The organism is Pseudomonas sp. Ors-4-3C (genome assembly GCF_055755035.1).
In genome coordinates this window covers 1998136-2015755 of the sequence record NZ_CM146900.1, presented here as the reverse complement: position 1 = coordinate 2015755, position 17620 = coordinate 1998136, and the positions used below count along the sequence as shown (strand labels likewise).

At 61.2% G+C, this 17620-nt stretch carries 18 protein-coding genes; 14 read left to right on the top strand and 4 right to left on the bottom strand.

Annotation, left to right across the window (positions count from 1 at the left end; translation table 11 throughout):
• Positions 1 to 2: 2 nt before the first annotated feature.
• Both aguB and ACVHNU_RS08995 read right to left on the bottom strand, forming a co-directional pair.
• Entirely contained in the window at positions 3 to 911 is a 909-nt protein-coding gene (gene aguB / locus ACVHNU_RS09000; protein WP_473019500.1) for an N-carbamoylputrescine amidase, read from the bottom strand.
• Positions 912 to 914: 3 nt separating this feature from the next.
• Positions 915 to 1967, bottom strand: coding sequence for an agmatine deiminase family protein (locus ACVHNU_RS08995; protein ID WP_473019499.1), 1053 nt, complete (start codon positions 1965 to 1967; stop codon positions 915 to 917).
• 135 nt (positions 1968 to 2102) lie between these two features.
• On the opposite strand from ACVHNU_RS08995, the gene ACVHNU_RS08990 reads away from it, so the two are divergent.
• On the top strand, positions 2103 to 2963 hold the full coding sequence (locus ACVHNU_RS08990) for a LysR substrate-binding domain-containing protein (protein ID WP_473019498.1): 861 nt from the start codon (positions 2103 to 2105) through the stop codon (positions 2961 to 2963).
• Here ACVHNU_RS08990 and ACVHNU_RS08985 read toward each other — a convergent pair.
• The gene (locus tag ACVHNU_RS08985) at positions 2941 to 3867 is read right to left on the bottom strand and encodes a LysR family transcriptional regulator (protein WP_473019497.1); all 927 of its coding nucleotides are present in this window, start codon (positions 3865 to 3867) and stop codon (positions 2941 to 2943) included. The two genes, ACVHNU_RS08990 and ACVHNU_RS08985, sit on opposite strands and share 23 nt — an antisense overlap.
• Before the next feature lie 122 nt (positions 3868 to 3989).
• Here ACVHNU_RS08985 and ACVHNU_RS08980 point away from each other — a divergent pair, with 122 nt between their 5' ends.
• The 9 genes from ACVHNU_RS08980 (at position 3990) to ACVHNU_RS08940 (ending at position 11410) form a co-directional block, all read left to right on the top strand.
• Positions 3990 to 4388 (top strand): RidA family protein, encoded by a 399-nt coding sequence (locus tag ACVHNU_RS08980; protein WP_103485024.1) that lies wholly within the window; start codon positions 3990 to 3992, stop codon positions 4386 to 4388.
• A 74-nt stretch (positions 4389 to 4462) separates the two neighbouring features.
• Complete coding sequence (locus tag ACVHNU_RS08975) at positions 4463 to 5020, top strand: helix-turn-helix domain-containing protein (protein WP_473019496.1); 558 nt, start codon at positions 4463 to 4465, stop codon at positions 5018 to 5020.
• Between the two features lie 77 nt (positions 5021 to 5097).
• The gene (locus ACVHNU_RS08970; RefSeq protein ID WP_473019495.1) at positions 5098 to 5688 is read left to right on the top strand and encodes an HD domain-containing protein; all 591 of its coding nucleotides are present in this window, start codon (positions 5098 to 5100) and stop codon (positions 5686 to 5688) included.
• 190 nt (positions 5689 to 5878) lie between these two features.
• Positions 5879 to 6742 (top strand): putative selenate ABC transporter substrate-binding protein, encoded by an 864-nt coding sequence (locus tag ACVHNU_RS08965; protein ID WP_473019494.1) that lies wholly within the window; start codon positions 5879 to 5881, stop codon positions 6740 to 6742.
• On the top strand, positions 6739 to 7536 hold the full coding sequence (locus ACVHNU_RS08960) for a phosphonate ABC transporter ATP-binding protein (protein WP_003224395.1): 798 nt from the start codon (positions 6739 to 6741) through the stop codon (positions 7534 to 7536). Before ACVHNU_RS08965 ends, ACVHNU_RS08960 begins: the two co-directional genes overlap by 4 nt.
• Positions 7530 to 8357: a PhnE/PtxC family ABC transporter permease gene (locus ACVHNU_RS08955; protein ID WP_473019493.1), complete on the top strand. Its 828-nt coding sequence runs from the start codon at positions 7530 to 7532 to the stop codon at positions 8355 to 8357. Before ACVHNU_RS08960 ends, ACVHNU_RS08955 begins: the two co-directional genes overlap by 7 nt.
• The gene (gene phnE, locus ACVHNU_RS08950; protein WP_003224391.1) at positions 8354 to 9121 is read left to right on the top strand and encodes a phosphonate ABC transporter, permease protein PhnE; all 768 of its coding nucleotides are present in this window, start codon (positions 8354 to 8356) and stop codon (positions 9119 to 9121) included. Before ACVHNU_RS08955 ends, phnE begins: the two co-directional genes overlap by 4 nt.
• A gap of 193 nt (positions 9122 to 9314) precedes the next feature.
• Positions 9315 to 10694 carry an AAA family ATPase gene (locus ACVHNU_RS08945; RefSeq protein WP_201137824.1) on the top strand — a complete coding sequence of 460 codons (1380 nt, stop codon included), beginning with the start codon at positions 9315 to 9317 and terminating at the stop codon, positions 10692 to 10694.
• A complete protein-coding gene (locus tag ACVHNU_RS08940; protein WP_201137825.1) occupies positions 10691 to 11410 on the top strand; it encodes a retron system putative HNH endonuclease in 720 nt (239 codons plus the stop codon). Before ACVHNU_RS08945 ends, ACVHNU_RS08940 begins: the two co-directional genes overlap by 4 nt.
• 24 nt (positions 11411 to 11434) lie before the next feature.
• Here ACVHNU_RS08940 and ACVHNU_RS08935 read toward each other — a convergent pair whose 3' ends face one another.
• On the bottom strand, positions 11435 to 12208 hold the full coding sequence (locus tag ACVHNU_RS08935; RefSeq protein WP_473019492.1) for a PAS domain-containing protein: 774 nt from the start codon (positions 12206 to 12208) through the stop codon (positions 11435 to 11437).
• A 200-nt stretch (positions 12209 to 12408) separates the two neighbouring features.
• Between ACVHNU_RS08935 and ACVHNU_RS08930 the strand changes: the two genes are divergently transcribed.
• Genes ACVHNU_RS08930 through ACVHNU_RS08915 form a run of 4 tightly spaced genes read left to right on the top strand, consistent with a single transcriptional unit; the run spans position 12409 to position 17620 of the window.
• Positions 12409 to 14037, top strand: a complete 1629-nt coding sequence (locus ACVHNU_RS08930) for an APC family permease (protein ID WP_103520761.1) — start codon at positions 12409 to 12411, stop codon at positions 14035 to 14037.
• Between the two features lie 22 nt (positions 14038 to 14059).
• Complete coding sequence (locus tag ACVHNU_RS08925; protein WP_473019491.1) at positions 14060 to 14986, top strand: 4-hydroxyproline epimerase; 927 nt, start codon at positions 14060 to 14062, stop codon at positions 14984 to 14986.
• A gap of 50 nt (positions 14987 to 15036) precedes the next feature.
• On the top strand, positions 15037 to 15984 hold the full coding sequence (locus ACVHNU_RS08920; protein WP_473019490.1) for a dihydrodipicolinate synthase family protein: 948 nt from the start codon (positions 15037 to 15039) through the stop codon (positions 15982 to 15984).
• 58 nt (positions 15985 to 16042) lie between these two features.
• Positions 16043 to 17620: an aldehyde dehydrogenase (NADP(+)) gene (locus ACVHNU_RS08915; RefSeq protein ID WP_473019489.1), complete on the top strand. Its 1578-nt coding sequence runs from the start codon at positions 16043 to 16045 to the stop codon at positions 17618 to 17620.

Genomic DNA, 17620 nt, shown 5'->3' with positions numbered 1-17620 from the left:
GTTCAAACCCCTTGAGTGTTCCAGCGTGCATGGAGGTGGCGGCCGTCCTGACTGAGCAGCGCGCCGTACATGTCCGGCCGCCGGTCGCGGTAGATGCCCCAGCTCAGGCGCTCTTCGCGCATCGCGTCGAGATCGAGGCGGTGCACCAGCACGCCGCTACTGTCGCGGTCGGCTTCGGCGAGCAACTGGCCTTTGTGATCGCTGATAAACGACGAGCCGTAGAAGCGCATTTGCAGCGACGAATCGGTGTTTGCCACTTCTCGCCCGACCCGGTTCGCCGCCACCACCGGCAGCAGATTGGCGGCAGCATGACCGCGCATGGTCATCTGCCAGTGATCGCGGGAATCCAGCCCCGTGCAACCCGGCTCAGAGCCAATGGCCGTGGGAAACAGCAACACTTCAGCACCCATCAACGCCAGACAACGCGCAGTCTCGGGAAACCACTGATCCCAGCAGATACCCACGCCGAGGCGACCGAACGCGGTGTCCCAAACGCGGAAACCGCTGTCGCCGGGGCTGAAATATTCCTTCTCCTGATAACCGATGGCGTTGGGGATGTGGGTCTTGCGATACACCCCCGACAGACGCCCGTCGGCATCGGCCACGCTCAACGAATTGAAGAAGGCGTTGCCGGCCCTCTCGAACCAGCTCAGCGGCAACACCACGCCCAGCTCTTTGGCCAGTGCGGCGAAACGCTGCAGCACGCGGCTGTCGCGGTATTCCTCGGCCAGCGCCAGATGTTTGTGGCTCTGTTCGATGCAGAAATACGGCGTGGCGAACAGCTCCTGTAACAGGATCACCTGCGCGCCCTTCGCGGCGGCCTCACGCACCAGTTGCTCGGCCTGATCGAGATTACGCGGCAGATCCCAGGTGCACGGCATCTGGGTGGTGGCGATGGTCAGATGGCGCATCGCTCAACCCTCCACTGGCCAGGCGGGCTGCTGCTGGGTGATGCAATGCACCCCGCCGCCGCCATGGGCCAGATGATTGATGCGCACCGGCACCACTTCGCGTCCGGGGAACGCCTGCGCCAGCACTTTGGCCGCCCCCTCGTCGGCCTCGATGCCGTAGGCCGGCATGATGATCGCGCCGTTGGCGATGTAGAAATTGGTGTACGAGGCGCAGAACACTTCGGCTTCGCTGTCCACCGCTTCGCTGGCTTCGAACAGTTCGATCAGCTCGAACTTGCGCCCTTGGGCGTCGGTCGCCAACTCCAATGCGCGGCGATTTTCCCGCACCACTTCGGCGTACACCGAACTCTGATCATGCGTCGCATCCACCAGCAACACGCCGGGACGGGCGAAGGCGCAGACACCATCGACGTGGCCGTCGGTCATGTCGCCGGTGACGTAATCCGGATCGCCCGGCAACCAGATGGTTTTCTTCACGCCCAATAGACGGCTGAAGATTTCTTCCATCTCGACCTTGCCGATCCCCGGGTTGCGATTGGGGTTGAGCAGCACCGACTCAGTGGTGATCAGCGTGCCCTCGCCGTCGACATGAATCGCCCCGCCCTCGTTGCTCAACGGTGTACCGAAGCATTCCAGCCCCAGATGATTGAGTGCGCGCCGCGCGAGGCTTTCGTCCAGCTCATGCGCCGACTTGCCGCCCCAGGCATTGAAGCGCCAGCTGACACCGGCCAGCCCTTGTTGCGGGTGGCAGACGAAGCTCGGGCCAGAGTCGCGGCACCAACTGTCGTTGACCGCCAGCGGGATCAGCTCGATGTTCGGCCCGCACAGGGCTTTGGCGCTCGCTAGCGCCGACGGATCAACGACCATTTTCACCGGTTCGAAGCGTGCGATGGCGTTGGCGACCCGGGCGAAATCCTCTTGCACCAGCGGCAAGGTCACGCGCCATCCCGATTCCCACAGCGCCTGGTTATGCGGCCAGACCATCCACGTCGCGGCATGCGTCACCCATTCGGCAGGCATCATCCAAGCGTTGTTGTTATTCTCGTTGCGCGGCATGACAAGCACCTCTCGATTAAGCCATTGTGTTCAATGGAAATTGCCGTGATTTGGCTTGAGGTGAATGCTACTGAGCTGAAACCGCGCCAACAAACGATGGATTTAGCGCACAACTGATTAGAGGAACTTATCGATATGCTCAAGCACTGGCCGCCGCTCAGCTCGCTGCGCGGCTTCGAAGCGGCTGCGCGCCTCGGCAGTTTTCACAAGGCGGCCGATGAGTTGAACCTCACTCAATCGGCAATCAGCCAGCAGATCCGCAGCCTCGAGGCGTACCTCGAACAGCCACTGTTCTTTCGCAACGGTCGCAGCGTCGCGCTGACCGATGCCGGCCACGATCTGCTCAGCACCACCCAGGCGATGCTGCAGCAACTGGCGGTCGGCATCCGGCGTCTGGGGCAATATCAGAAGCCCAACCAACTGGTGCTCAACACCACGCCGGCGTTTGCCCGGCACTGGCTGCTGCCGCGCCTGGCGGATTTTCGGCGCCAGCATCCGCAAGTTGATCTATGGATTTTCAGCACCGATGAAGTGCCGGACATGGCCACGCAAACCATCGATCTGGCGGTGCGCGACGACATCAGCTCCCAAGCCGAATGCAGCTTCAAGGTGCTGCATGCCGACCGTCTGTTTCCGGCGTGTCATCCCAGCGTTTTGGCGCAACCTGCCGCGCAGCGCACCACCCTGCACGGTGAACGGGAAATGGATTGGAGCCACTGGGCGGTGGAGGCCGGCGTCGATGTCGGGCAGCAGGATCAGGGGTTGAATTTTTCCGATCCGGGCTTGTTGCTCGATGCCGCTGCGGCGGGGTTGGGGATTGCGCTGGTCAGTCAGTTGCTCAGCCGTCAGGCGCAGGAAAACGGGTTGCTGCAACCCTTGGTCGAGCAAACCATTCGTGGCCCGAACTGGGCGCTGCTGACGCATCGCGACAGCGAGAATGACCCGATGGCGCGATGCTTCAGTGAATGGCTGATCAAAAACCTCGGCGCTCGATGACCGGTGCATGCTGCGCCATCAGCTCGATGATCCAGTCGATGAACACCCGCAGTTTCAGGCTGACATGCCGGTTCGGCGGATATGCCACATAAAGCGGCATCGGTTCGAGTTGCCAGTCCTCGAACAGCGGCACCAACTCACCCCGGGCCTGATGTGCGTCCGACATATACCTGGGTAACCACAGCACGCCCATGCCGGCCAGACCTGCCGCAAGGTAGGCATTGCCGTCATCGACCGCCAGCACGTGACGCCCCTTGATCTGCAGGTGTTCGCTGTCACGGTGCAAGGCGTATGGCACCGGTTTGCCGGTGCGCGCCCAAAGAAAGCCGACCACCCGATGATGCGAGTCTTCCAGCTCCCGTGGGTGCAGCGGCGTGCCGGCGCGGGCCAGATAACTCGGCGCGGCGAAGACCCCAAGCTGAAGATCGGCAACCCGCCGCGCCATCAGTGACTGATCGAGCAATTCGCCGCCGCGCACCACGCAATCGACGTTCTCATCGATGATGTCGACGATGCGGTCGCTGACGCCCATGTCGATCTGAATATCCGGGTAACGCGCGTGAAACTCAGGCAACGCCGGCATCAGGATCAGCCTCGCCAGCGGACTTGGCACATCGACGCGTAAGCGCCCTCGGGGTAACGCCGAGGCGCCGGACAGACTGGTTTCAGCGTCGTCCATATCGGCCAATAACTTGATCACTCGCTCGTAGTAAATCGCGCCATCGGCAGTGACGTTGACCTTGCGTGTGGTGCGGTTGAGCAACTTGACCCGCAGCCGAGCCTCCAGTTGCTGCACCAGTTGCGTCACGGTGGTCTTGCTCATGTGCAAGGTCTCGGCAGCCTTGGTGAAACTCCCCGCCTCGACCACCCGGGCGAACGCCTGCATTGCATCAAAACGGTCCACTTCTCGCCCTCGGATTGTTTGGGTTTTGCAAACAGTGAACGCCAAGGTTGCGCGTTTATCGCGGCTGCGCAAGTCCCTAAAGTCACCCCATCGTCAATGACCAAACAATGATGGAGACACCCATGACCCAGCGCGACGTCGTTTTCCCGCCAGCCCGCCATGCGCTTTACGAGCGTCATCGCTATTCGCCGGCGATTCGTTCCAACGGTTTCCTGTTCGTCTCGGGACAAGTCGGCAGCCGTGAAGATGGTTCGCCCGAGCCGGATCTGCAGGACCAGGTGCGCCTGGCCTTCAACAACCTCAATGCGATTCTCGACGCCGCCGGTTGCAGTTTCGCCGACGCGGTCGACGTCACGGTGTTCATGGTCGATCCACAATCGACTTTCGAAACCATCTGGGAAGTGGTGCCGGAGTTCTGGGGCAGCGCGCCGTATCCGACGATCACTGCGGTCGGCGTGACCTGGCTGGCCGGGTTTCAGTTCGAGATCAAGGTGATCGCCAGGCTGCGCGAAACGGCCTGATCGTCTGGCGGATTTGCACCGGGGGTCGGCAGTCTTCAGACTGTCCGGCCGGCCACCTTTTCCCGACACCCTCCATGTCAGACCTGCTATTGAAGCCCGCCCTGCCCGGTATCGCCTTGCGACGCTGGCGCCTGCTGCATCGCGTCAAACAGACGCATGCGGCGCAGTTGTTCAACGTCACCCAGTCGACCATTTCCCGCTGGGAAAGCGGTGTGCAGGCGCTGGAGCCGGCCGCACAGCAACAGCTGGAGCGCTTGCTGGCTGCGCGCCTGGACAGCGCGGCCGATCAGGTATTGGCGCGTCTGGTCGGGGAAAGTCAGCGGCCGATGCACCTGATCTGCGACCTCACCCACCGTTTGCTGGCCTGCTCTCCTGCGCGTGCTGCCGAGTTCACCCAGCCCTTGAGTACGTTGCTGGGACAGTCGCTGTGGCGCTTCGCAACGCCGGAAATTGTGCTTAGTGAGTCGGCCCTGACGAGCCGTGGCTGGCACGAGATTCAGGCGCCGCCGGCCGTGGAATTCAGCACAGGCAGCAATGCCTCCGACCTCGTGCCGATTCGTCCCAGCCTGTGCCGCTGGACGCGCATTGCGCTGTCTGACGGCAGCGCCGCGCGTCTGGTGGAAACCCTCTGAACGCATATTTTATGCGTGGACGCCAAGTGTCTTCAGTTCTAGGCTGAGCTTTTCGGCGTATTCAGCCAGGCAGACACATGAACCTCGAAATCATCAAGGGCCGCCTCGATTTTCTGCGCGAAGCAGAAAAACTCAAGGACATCCTGCGCAGCGCGCACACCTCCAGCGGCCGCACCGAAAGCACCGCCGAACACAGCTGGCGCCTGTGCCTGATGGCGATTGTCTTCGCCGATCAACTGGCCGGCCTCGACCTGCTCAAAGTCCTGAAGATGTGCGTGATTCACGATTTGGGCGAAGCCATCAATGGCGATATTCCTGCGGTCAATCAAGCCGAGTTCCCCGACAAGGGCGAACAGGAGCGCAACGACCTTCTGCTACTGACCCGTTCGCTCGATGAAGCACTGCGCAACGAGATTCTGGCGCTGTGGGACGACTACGAAAATGCGCAGTCCGCCGAAGCCAAAGCGGTCAAGGCACTGGATAAGCTGGAGACCTTGTTGCAGCACAATCAAGGTTTGAACCCGGCGGATTTTGATTACGGTTTCAATCTGGGCTACGGCAAGAAATACACCAGCGCCGACCCGGTTTTCGCCACCCTGCGCGAGCTGATCGACCAAGACACCCGACAGCGCATCAGCGACCGCCAAAGCGGCACCGAGCGATCCTGAATCAGTTGTTGCATCTCAGCCCCATCCGCCGGCATGAAACGTGGAGCAAAACATCCCCGGGCACCCGCGCTGGCCTTTGACTGCCCGGCTGCGTATAACCTCGCCGTTTCGTCTAACCTGATTGAGCGCCCGAGCGCGACACCTCGCGCCTTGGCACTTAGAATGCGACGCTCATGAAACGGAGATTTCCATGCTCAAACGAACCCTGGCACTGACTGCTGGTCTGGCCCTGTCTTTTTCTGCTCTGGTGGCGCATACCGCCGATGTGTTGCGGGTCAGCGCGATTCCCGATGAAGCCCCGACCGAATTGCTGCGCAAGTTCGAGCCGCTGGGGGCGTATCTGGAGCAGCAGTTGGGCATGAAAGTGCAGTTCGTTCCCGTGGCCGACTATCCGGCGGTGGTTGAAGCGCTGGCGACCGATCGCCTCGACATGGCCTGGCTGGGCGGTTTCACTTTTGTTCAGGCGCGCCTGAAGACCGACGCCACCACCCCGGTTATCCCGCTGGTGCAGCGTGAGCAGGATGCGCAGTTCACCAGCAAGTTCATCACCGCCGACCCGAGCGTTAAGAGTCTGGCCGACCTCAAGGGCAAGACCTTCGCTTTCGGCTCGGTGTCGTCGACGTCGGGCAGCCTGATGCCGCGTTATTTCATGCTGAAGAACGACAACATCAAGCCTGAGGCCTATTTTAGCCGCGTCGCCTACTCCGGCGCGCATGACGCCACCGTGGCCTGGGTCCAGGCGGGCAAGGTCGATGCCGGTGTGCTGAACGCCAGCGTCTGGCAGAAACTGGTGGATGCCGGCAAGGTCGATACCAACAAAGTCCACGTGTTCGCCACCACCCCGGCCTACTTCGATTACAACTGGACCGTGCGCGGCACCCTCGACCCGGCGCTGGCGGCGAAGATCAAGAAAGCCTTCCTCGACCTCGATCCGGCCAACCCTGAGCAGAAGAAGATTCTTGATCTGCAGGCGGCCAGCCGCTTCATCGACACCAAACCCGAGAACTACAAGGGCATCGAGGAAGCCGCTCGCGCTGCCGACCTGCTGAAATGACCCTGAGCCTCAAACACGCCAGCCTGCACCACGCCAACGGGGTCGACGCGTTACGCGGCGTTGACCTGCAGATTGGCGTGGGCGAACAGGTGGCGATCATCGGCCCTTCAGGGGCCGGCAAGTCGAGTCTGTTGAATCTCTTGGCCACCGCGTTGCGCCCCAGCAGCGGTGAAATCGAGGTGCTGGGCGAGCGTCCCTGGCACCTATCCGCCCATCAACGGCAACGCCTGCGTGCGCGCATCGGCCTGGTGCACCAAGCACCGCCGCTGCCGCCGCGCCAACGGGTGGTGACGGCGGTGCTGGCCGGTAAACTCGGGCAGTGGAGCCTGGGCAAAAGCCTGCTGAATCTGCTGCATCCCACGGACATTCCCGGCGCCCGTGCCGCCCTCGCCCGCCTGGATCTGGGCGACAAACTCTTCGCTTACTGCCAGCAATTGTCCGGCGGCCAATTGCAGCGCGTAGGCATTGCCCGGGTGCTGTATCAGGCGCCGGAGGTTCTGCTGGCGGACGAACCGGTGTCGGCGATGGACCCGGTGCTCGCCGGGCACACCCTGTCGATCCTCGCGCAGCACGCGCGGGCACACAACGTCACACTGGTGGCGAGCCTGCACGCGGTGGAACTGGCGCTGGCACATTTCCCGCGGGTCATCGGCCTGCGCGACGGCCAGATCCTGTTTGACAGCCCTGCCGAACAGGTCAGCCGCGAAATGCTCGACACGCTGTACGCCAACGAGCAATTGCAAAGCCCGACGACGCCCAGTGCGCCGCTGATTGTGCAGATCCCGCGATGCTGAGGGCTGATTCACACGACCCGGCCGCCGCGCCGCGATTACTGCTGACCCTGCTGGCGCTGGCCTTGCTGTGGCCGGGCATCCAGCTCAGCGAACTGGATCTGGGGGTGTTGCTGCACAGCGACAGCCAGACCGAAATGGGCCGTTTCATCTCCGGATTCTGGCCACCGGCGCATGACCACGACTTTCTCCAGTTACTGTTCAAAGCCACCCTGCAAACCCTGGCCATCGCCACCGCCGGCATGGCTCTGGCGCTGCTGCTGGCGGTGCCGGCGAGCCTGATTGCCAGCCGCGCACTGTCGTTGTCTGCGGCGTCCCGGAGCGGCATTCCCAGTCGGGTCGGGCGCTTGTTGCGCTGGCCGGTGCGCGGGTTGCTGATCTTCTTGCGCAGCGTGCCGGAGATCGTTTGGGCACTGCTGTTTGTGCGTGCCGTGGGCCTCGGCCCGGCGGCCGGTGTGCTGGCGATCGCCATCACCTACAGCGGCATGCTCGGCAAGGTCTACGCGGAAATTTTCGAATCCACCGACCAACGCCCGGCGCACGCCTTGATGCAGGCCGGCAGCGGACGACTCGCGGCGTTTGCCTACGGGATTCTGCCGAATGTCGCGGCCGAGCTGCTGTCGTACACGGTGTATCGCTGGGAGTGCGCGATTCGTGCGTCGGTGGTGATGGGGTTTGTCGGCGCCGGAGGCCTCGGCCAACAGATCGACCTGTCACTGCGCATGTTCGCCAGCGGTGAAGTGGCGAGCATGTTGCTGACGTTCCTGATTCTGGTGCTCGGTGCCGACCAACTCAGCCGCCTGCTGCGCTGGAGGCTGACATGAATCGCCTGATCAATCTGTTGCTGATCGTCGGCATTGGCGTCGCGGTTATCGCCTCGTTCGGTTACCTCGAACTCGATCTCGGTGAACTCGGCAGCGCCACCAGCCTCAAGCAGATGGGTGCCTACGCGCAGCGTTTTCTCAGCCCGGACCTGAGCGCCACGCATTTGCAGGCGATCCTCAAGGGCTCGCTGGAAACCCTCGCCATGTCGGCCCTCGGCACCCTGCTCGCGGCGGTGTTCGGCATTCTCCTCGCGCTGCCCGCGGCCGGGCGTTTCGGCTGGCCGTTGCAAAGCGCTTCGCGCCTGCTGCTCAACGGCCTGCGGGCGATTCCGGAACTGGTGTGGGCGGCGCTGATGGTGCTCGCCGCCGGCCTCGGCCCGAATGCCGGCACCCTCGCGCTGGCCTTGCACACCACTGGCGTGCTCGGCCGGTTGTTCGCCGAAGCGCTGGAAAACACCCCGCCAGAACCGGCCGAAGCGATCCGATTGCAAGGCGGCAACCCGGTGCTCGCGTTCTGCTACGGCACCCTGCCCAACCTCGCCCCGCAATTGCTCGCGTATTGCCTGTATCGCTGGGAAAACAACATCCGCATGGCCAGCGTGCTGGGCTTCGTCGGTGCCGGTGGTTTGGGGCAGATGCTGTATGTCAGCCTGAGCCTGTTTCAGGAAGCGCAGGCGAGTACGGTGATTCTGGCGATGCTGATTCTGGTGCTGGGCGTGGATTCGCTGAGTGCATGGAGCCGGCAGCGCTGGGTCAAGGCTTGACCTATTAAAATGCACACCAGAATTTGCACTGCTAAAATTTCTGCCTTTTCCGGATAGTCACACCCGCTCATGGACGCTCAGGGCTCAACATGCAAACGCACAGAAACATTAGTACTCGCAATCAACTCTGCCCTGGATGCAACTTTGATTTACTCAATCAATCGATCACAGTAGACAGATCGGAGGATACCCTTTGAGACTCGGTAACATTCGTCTTAAAAACTACCGAGGTTTCGAAAGGTTTAACCTCAAATTACACCCCGACGTGACAGTCATTGTAGGTGTGAACGGTTGCGGCAAAACAACGTTGATGAGCGCTTTGAGGCTGCTACTTTGGTCCTATGTTCGCAACTATGTGGACGATATCAGACCAGGATCACCGCCTCGAATCGATATCGACGATGTACATCGCATCCCAACAGCAAGCGGTGGCATTGCGCTGCAGTTTCCATGTTCAGTTGAAGGGAAGTTTGTCTTTCCTGATGACTGGGACTCTGATGCCTTTGATGAGGACGACGAGGACGATCTCTTTGAGAGTCTCCATTTAAATAAAACTGGATGTGCACTAAAGACTGAAAAAGGCCGACTTCAATGGTCACGCGGTAGTTTTGTCGACGTGCGTGCAGCCGAAAAGGCAATGGATGCAGTATCTGAAGATCTTGATCTTCTTTTGGGAGCTGACGTACGACCTACTGATTTACCGGTTATCGCCTGTTACGGAACAAGTCGCCTTTGGAAAAGAAGTGCAGGCCTGAGAGGAACTGGCCGTTCTACTATCCGATTTGCAGGATACGACGGTGCAACGAGCGTTAAATCGAGCTTCATGAGGCTCGAATGGTTCGTTATGTTTCTCTTTTCTTCAGCGAGCAGTGGATTACTCAATCGCAACTCAATTGCTCTATTGTGGAAGGGGGTGGGCGATGCGATCTGCACCGTCACGGGCTGGCAGGTTCAACTCCCGAGGTCTGGCGAAAAAGATCTGCTTTTCGAGCATGGCTCCGAGAAGCTGAAGCTCTCTCAACTGGGCGATGGTGTTCGCTGCATGATTGAACTGGTCGGTGATCTTGCCTGCCGCTGTGCGCTGTTGAATTACCATTACAAAAAAGACGCCGTGAAGAAAACCTCTGGCGTTGTGCTTATCGACGAGATCGATATGCATCTGCACCCTGGATGGCAACAAACAATTCTGAAGCAACTGCAGGACGCCTTCCCAAAAGTTCAGTTCATTGTTACTACACACAGCCCTCAAGTACTGAGTACGGTGCGGCGGGAAAACATTCGGGTAGTCGACCGCAATGCGAATGGTCAAATCGTGGCAAGTGAACCCCTTGTCCACACCTATGGCGAATCTAGCGGTGACGTACTGCAAAGTGTAATGGAAGTGGATCCACTGCCGCCTGTTCCAGAGAAAACCGACCTGAAGCGCCTCACCGCACTCGTTGACCAAGGTTTCCATGAAGCCCCTGAAAGTGTTCTGTTAATGGAGCAATTGATTGCCACGTTGGGTGAGTTGCACCCACAACTGCTTAGGCTGAAACGGGACATCCAGCGACAAAAGGCGCTGAACAAATGAAATTTATCCGTGAGCGGGTAAACGCGGAAAAATACCTGAAAAAAGAACCACCTCAGACATCTGGACAAGCATCACTCAAATGGAGCTATTTCAAGCACAGAAAGAAAATTTTGAACATCATGCTCTCAGAGCAATACTTTCTGTGTTGCTACAGCGAATTGCGCGCTGATCAGTATCAACTGGGATATCACATTGAGCATCTAGAGAACAAAAGCCAAAGCCCTCAGCGTACTTTCGACAGTAGCAATATAGCGGCGAGCGCCTTACGCAGCGACGAGATAGGCCCCTTTAAAGCAGCTCAGCCTGTCAAACATTCCAAGATGATATTCGGTGGACATGCTCCTAAAAAACAGAAAGCTGTCGACATGCAACGTTTTATTTCACCTCGCCAAGCTGATTGCGCACGCTATTTCTGGTATCTACCGGACGGAAGCGTCGTTCCTGCTGAAGGGTTGAATCAAAAAGATAAAGACTGTGCGCTGTACACCATCGATGTGCTCAATCTAGACAGCCCCTTCTTACGCACAGAACGACGGAAATGGAGACATGAATTAAATGAGCTCTATGAAAAATACAAAAACGATGAGAACGCCCTTCAACGTCTCGCCAGCAATGAACTATTACCTCAAAATGGAAAACTCAGTTCCTTTTTCAGCTTGACCCGGCAGTTCTACAAACGCATTGCGGAAGAAATACTTCAAAAGGGAAGCGACTGAACCCTTTAGATCCCCAGCGCGCGCCTAGCTCCCCGTCGCCAACCGATACTGGCGCGGGGTAAATCCGGTCGACGCCTTGAACTGCCGGGTGAACGCGCTGTGGTCGGTGTAGCCGCACCGCAGCGCCACTTCGGTGATCGGCAACTCGCCGTGCAACAGCCGATGCGCATGCTCAAGGCGCACTTTCTGGATCATCTGCCGCGGAGTCAGGTGGAACACGCGTTTGCAGTAGCGCTCCAGTTGCGCCACTGAAATCCCGGCGATGCGCGTCAGTTCGCCGAGGCTGACCCGGCGATTGAAGTTCGCCCGAATGTATTCATCCACCGCCGCCAGTCGCTGATACGCCGGATGGGTTTCGCTGGCGGTTTGCAGGTCGACGGAAATTCCCGCCAGGCCAATGATCCGATTATCCCGGTCGTACAGCGGGCGCTTGTGCGTCAGGCACCAACCCGGTTCGCGGCTGCCGTACAGATGCAGCTCCAGCTGATCCTCCAACACAAACCCCTCTTCCAGCACCCGCCGATCCTGCTCGGTATAGCCCGGCCCCAATTGCGCCGGAAACACCTCGGCGCTGGTCTTGCCCAGTAACGGTCGCAGGTCTTTCAAGCCGCAGCGCTGCACCAGCGTCTGGTTGGCCATGACATAGCGCGCCTGCAGGTCCTTGATGAAGATCGCCGCGTTGGGAATCACGTCGAGCATGGGCAACAGCAGCGCCACGCTGGCGAGCAGATCGTCGAGGCTCTGCGGTCGGCTCGCCTCGTTCTGCTGGCTCAGGATCGCAAACGCGTTCTGCGTCATGACTGTCACTCCCCACGGTGCGCATTGGCTTGCGCGCAGATTGCCCGATGGCCGACAGCCTGTCGAGCCGGGCCTTTGCCGTTGACCACTGTGCTGATTTCGTCATCGTCACCGGCAAAAAACATCAATCGCGGATCGCCTGTTGAGTTCACTGTAGCGCCACTGCACGCCCCTCCAACAACCAACAAGAAGGCGACGCTATGACAGGCCAAGGCAAGTTCAAGAAGCAACTTTCACTGATAGACCTCACGTTCATCGGACTGGGGGCGATCTTCGGTTCGGGCTGGTTGTTCGCGGCCAGTCACGTGTCGGCCATCGCCGGCCCGGCAGGGATCTTTTCCTGGTTGCTCGGCGGTTTCGCCGTGTTGCTGCTGGGCATCGTCTACTGCGAACTGGGCGCCGCGCTGCCCCGTGCCGGCGGTGTGGTGCGCTACCCGGTTTACTCCCACGGCCCGCTGCTCGGCTACCTGATGGGCTTCATCACGCTGATCGCGTTTTCCAGTCTGGTGGCGATCGAAGTGGTTGCTTCGCGGCAATATGCGGCAGCGTGGTTTCCCGAGTTGACCAAGGTCGGCTCCAGCGACCCGACCGTGCTTGGCTGGTTCGTACAATTCGGTCTGTTGTGCCTGTTTTTCCTGCTCAATTACCGCAGCGTGAAGACCTTCGCCATGGCCAACAATCTGGTCAGCGTGTTCAAGTTCATCGTGCCGCTGCTGGTGATCGGCGTGTTGTTCACCTTCTTCAAACCGGCCAACTTCCAGGTGCATGGCTTTGCGCCGTTCGGTCTGTCCGGCATCGAAATGGCCGTGTCGGCCGGCGGGGTGATCTTCGCTTATCTGGGCCTGACGCCGATCATTTCCGTGGCCAGTGAAGTGAAGAACCCGCAACGCACGATTCCGATTGCGCTGATCCTTTCGGTGCTGCTGTCCACCGCGATTTACGTGTTGCTGCAAACCGCTTTCCTCGGCGGCATCCCGACCGAAATGCTCGCCAATGGCTGGGCCGGCGTCGCCAAGGAACTGGCCCTGCCGTATCGCGACATCGCCCTGGCACTGGGCGTCGGCTGGCTGGCGTATCTGGTGGTGGCCGATGCGGTGATCTCGCCCAGCGGCTGCGGCAACATCTACATGAACGCCACGCCACGGGTGATCTACGGCTGGGCGCAGACCGGGACCTTTTTCAAGATCTTCACCCGCATCGATGAAAAATCCGGCATTCCGCGCCCGGCGCTGTGGCTGACCTTTGGCCTGTCGGTGTTCTGGACCCTGCCGTTCCCGTCGTGGGAAGCGCTGATCAACGTAGTCTCCGCCGCGCTGGTGTTGAGCTACGCAGTGGCTCCGGTGACGGTGGCCGCACTGCGTCGCAATGCGCCGGACATGCCGCGTCCGTTCCGGGTCAAGGGCATGAGTGTGCTCGGGCCGCTGTCGTTCATCATCGCCGCGCTGATCGTCTACTGGTCGGGCTGGGGCACCGTTTCGTGGTTGCTCGGTCTGCAAATCCTGATGTTTGTCATCTACCTGTTGTGCGGGCGCATGGTGCCGACCGCGCACTTGAACCTCGGCCAGCAAGTTCGCTCGTCGGCGTGGCTGATCGGCTTCTACGCGGTGACCATCGTCCTGTCCAAACTCGGCAGCTTCGGCGGTATCGGCGTACTCAGCCATCCGTTCGACACGGTGATCGTCGCGGTCTGCGCACTGGGCATCTATTACTGGGGCGCGGCCACCGGCGTACCGGCACACCTGATTCGTCTGGAAACCGAGGACGACGAAAGCGAAGCCGCTGAATCCTCCACCCATTCGGCACAGGGCCAGCGCCCTGCTCACGCCTGACTTTGATTGAAGGGACGCGTTCATGAAACGACTGCACATCATCGATTCCCATACCGGCGGTGAACCCACGCGCCTGGTGATGAAAGGCTTCCCCGAGCTGCCCGGCAACAGCATCGCCGAACAGCGCGACGCCCTGCGCGAAAGCCACGATCAATGGCGCCGCGCCTGCCTGCTCGAACCGCGTGGCAACGACGTACTGGTCGGCGCGCTGTACTGCGCGCCGGTCTCGCCGGATGCCACTTGCGGGGTGATTTTCTTCAACAACGCCGGCTACCTCGGCATGTGCGGCCACGGCACCATCGGTCTTGTCAACTCGCTGCATTACCTGGGGCAGATCGAACCGGGCGTGCACAAGATCGATACCCCGGTCGGCCCGGTCAGCGCCACCCTGCACGAGGACGGCGCGGTAACCCTGGGCAACGTGCCGGCCTGGCGCTACCGCAAACAGGTGCCGGTGGACGTGCCCGGTTACGGTCGCGTGGTCGGCGATATCGCCTGGGGCGGCAACTGGTTTTTCCTCGTCTCCGAGCACGGCCAGGACCTGCAGATGAGCAACGTCGAAGCCCTCACCGATTACACCTGGGCGATGCTCAAGGCTCTGGAAGCCCAAGGCATTCACGGTGAGGACGGCGCGCTGATCGACCACGTCGAACTGTTTGCCGACGACCCCAACGCTGACAGCCGCAACTTCGTCATGTGCCCGGGCAAGGCCTACGACCGCTCGCCCTGCGGCACCGGCACCAGCGCCAAACTCGCTTGCCTCGCCGCTGACGGCAAACTCGCTGAAGGCCAGGTCTGGACCCAGGCCAGCATCACCGGTAGCCAGTTCGAAGGCTGCTTCGAATGGCATGGCGAGCGCGTGCGCCCGTTCATTACCGGCCGCGCCTACATGACCGCCGACGCCACTCTGCTGATCGACGAGCAGGACCCTTTCGCGTGGGGCATCTGAGTGCCCCGCTTTTCTACCGATCCGAATGAATGTCCCGAGGAGCTACAACAATGAGCGATAACATCTTCACTGGCTGCATTCCCGCGCTGATGACCCCGTGCACCGCCGCGCGTAAACCCGACTTTGACGCCCTGGTGGCCAAGGGTCGCGAGCTGATCGATATCGGCATGAGCGCCGTCGTCTACTGCGGCTCGATGGGCGACTGGCCGCTGCTGACCGAGGCCGAGCGTCAGGAAGGCGTGGCGCGTCTGGTGGCCGCCGGGGTTCCGACCATCGTCGGCACTGGCGCGGTCAACAGCCGTGAAGCGGTATCCCACGCTGCACACGCGGCGAAAGTCGGCGCCCATGGCCTGATGGTGATTCCGCGCGTCTTGTCCCGTGGTGCCTCGGCCACCGCGCAAAAAGCTCACTTCGCCGCGATCCTCAACGCCGCGCCGAACCTGCCGGCAGTGATCTACAACAGCCCCTACTACGGCTTCGCCACCCGCGCCGAGCTGTTCTTCGAACTGCGCCGTGAACACCCGAACCTGATCGGCTTCAAGGAGTTCGGCGGTGGCGCCGATTTGCGCTACGCCGCCGAGAACATCACCTCGCAGGACGATGCCGTGACCCTGATGGTCGGTGTCGATACGCAAGTGGTGCACGGTTTCGTCAACTGCAACGCCACTGGCGCGATCACCGGCATCGGCAACGCCCTGCCCCGCGAAGTGCTGCAACTGGTGGCGCTGAGCAAGCAAGCGGCCAAGGGCGATGCCAAGGCCCGACGTCTGGCGCGCGAACTGGAAGCGGCGCTTGCAGTGCTGTCGTCGTTCGATGAGGGCTGCGATCTGGTGCTGTATTACAAGCACCTGATGGTGCTCAACGGCGACCGCGAATACGCCCTGCACTTCAACGAAACCGACGCCTTGAGCGATGCCCAGCGCCGTTACGCCGAGACCCAGTACGCGCTGTTCCGCCAGTGGTACAAAAACTGGTCCGCCGAACAGAACCTCGTCTGACCGCAGTCCCTGCCCCGGTGTGATGCCGGGGCTTCACCTTTTTTATCAAGGAAGCGCCATGACTCTGACAGGCCACATGCTGATCGGCGGCCAAGCCATTGCCGGCAGCCGTGAAGCGATCCGCGCGATCAATCCCGCCACTGACGCGGTGCTGGAACCGGCCTATGCCGGGGGCAGCAGCGAGCATGTCGAACAGGCCTGCACACTGGCGTGGCAAGCGTTTGATCGTTATCGCGAGACCTCCCTCAACGCTCGCGCCGAATTTCTCGAAACCATCGCCAATGAGATCGAAGCCCTTGGCGATGCGCTGATCGACCGTGCCGTGGCCGAAACCGGCCTGCCACGCGCCCGTATCCAGGGCGAACGCGGACGCACTTGCGGGCAACTGCGCACCTTTGCCCGCACAGTGCGTGCTGGCGAGTGGCTGGACGTTCGCGTCGATCAATCACAACCACAGCGCCAGCCGCTGCCACGTTCTGATTTGCGCCAGCGGCAGATCGCGCTGGGGCCAGTGGCCGTGTTCGGCGCCAGCAACTTTCCGCTGGCGTTCTCGGTGGCGGGCGGCGACACCGCTTCGGCATTGGCCGCCGGTTGCCCGGTGATCGTCAAGGCGCACAGCGCGCATCCCGGCACCAGTGAACTGGTGGGCCAGGCGCTGACGCGTGCAGTGAAAAAATCGGGTTTGCCCGACGGTGTGTTTTCGCTGCTGTTCGGTTCGGGCAATGAGGTCGGCATCGCCCTGGTCAGCGATCCGCGCATCAAGGCGGTGGGCTTCACCGGCTCGCGCAGTGGCGGTCTCGCCCTGAGCCAAGCGGCGCAGGCACGGCCCGAGCCGATTCCGGTGTACGCGGAAATGAGTTCGATCAATCCGGTGTTGCTGTTTCCCGCAGCGCTTGCCGCTCGCAGTGAGGCGTTGGCGCAGGGTTTTGTCGCCTCGCTGACTCAGGGCGCCGGGCAGTTCTGCACCAATCCCGGGCTGGTCATCGCTCGCCAAGGGACGGCACTGGACGCTTTCATCGCAGCGGCCGCCGAGCTGATCCAGCGCAGTCCCGCGCAGACCATGCTCACGCCGGGAATCTTCCGCGCCTATGAAACTGGCGTCGGCGCGCTGGCCGAACATCCGCAAGCGCAACGCGTGGCAAGCGGCCGCGCGGCTGAAGGGCCGAACCAATGTCAGGCGCAATTGTTCGTCACTCCGGCGCAGGACTTCCTCGCTGACGTGCGTCTGCAAGGTGAAATCTTCGGCTCGGCGTCGTTGATCGTACTGTGCGCCAACGACGATGAAATCCGTCAGGTCTGCGAACGCCTCGAAGGCCAACTGACCGCCACCCTGCACCTGGATGACGCCGATCTGGATCGCGCCCGGGCCTTGCTGCCGACACTGGAGCGCAAGGCTGGACGCCTGCTGGTCAACGGCTGGCCGACCGGGGTCGAGGTGTGTGATGCGATGGTGCATGGCGGGCCGTTTCCGGCCACCTCGGACTCGCGCAGCACCTCGGTCGGTACGGCGGCGATTCTGCGTTTCCTGCGTCCGGTGTGTTATCAGGATTTTCCCGACAGCCTGCTGCCGCCGCCGCTGAAACAGGCGAATCCGCTGCAATTACGACGCTTGCTCGACGGTCAGAGGGAAGCCTGA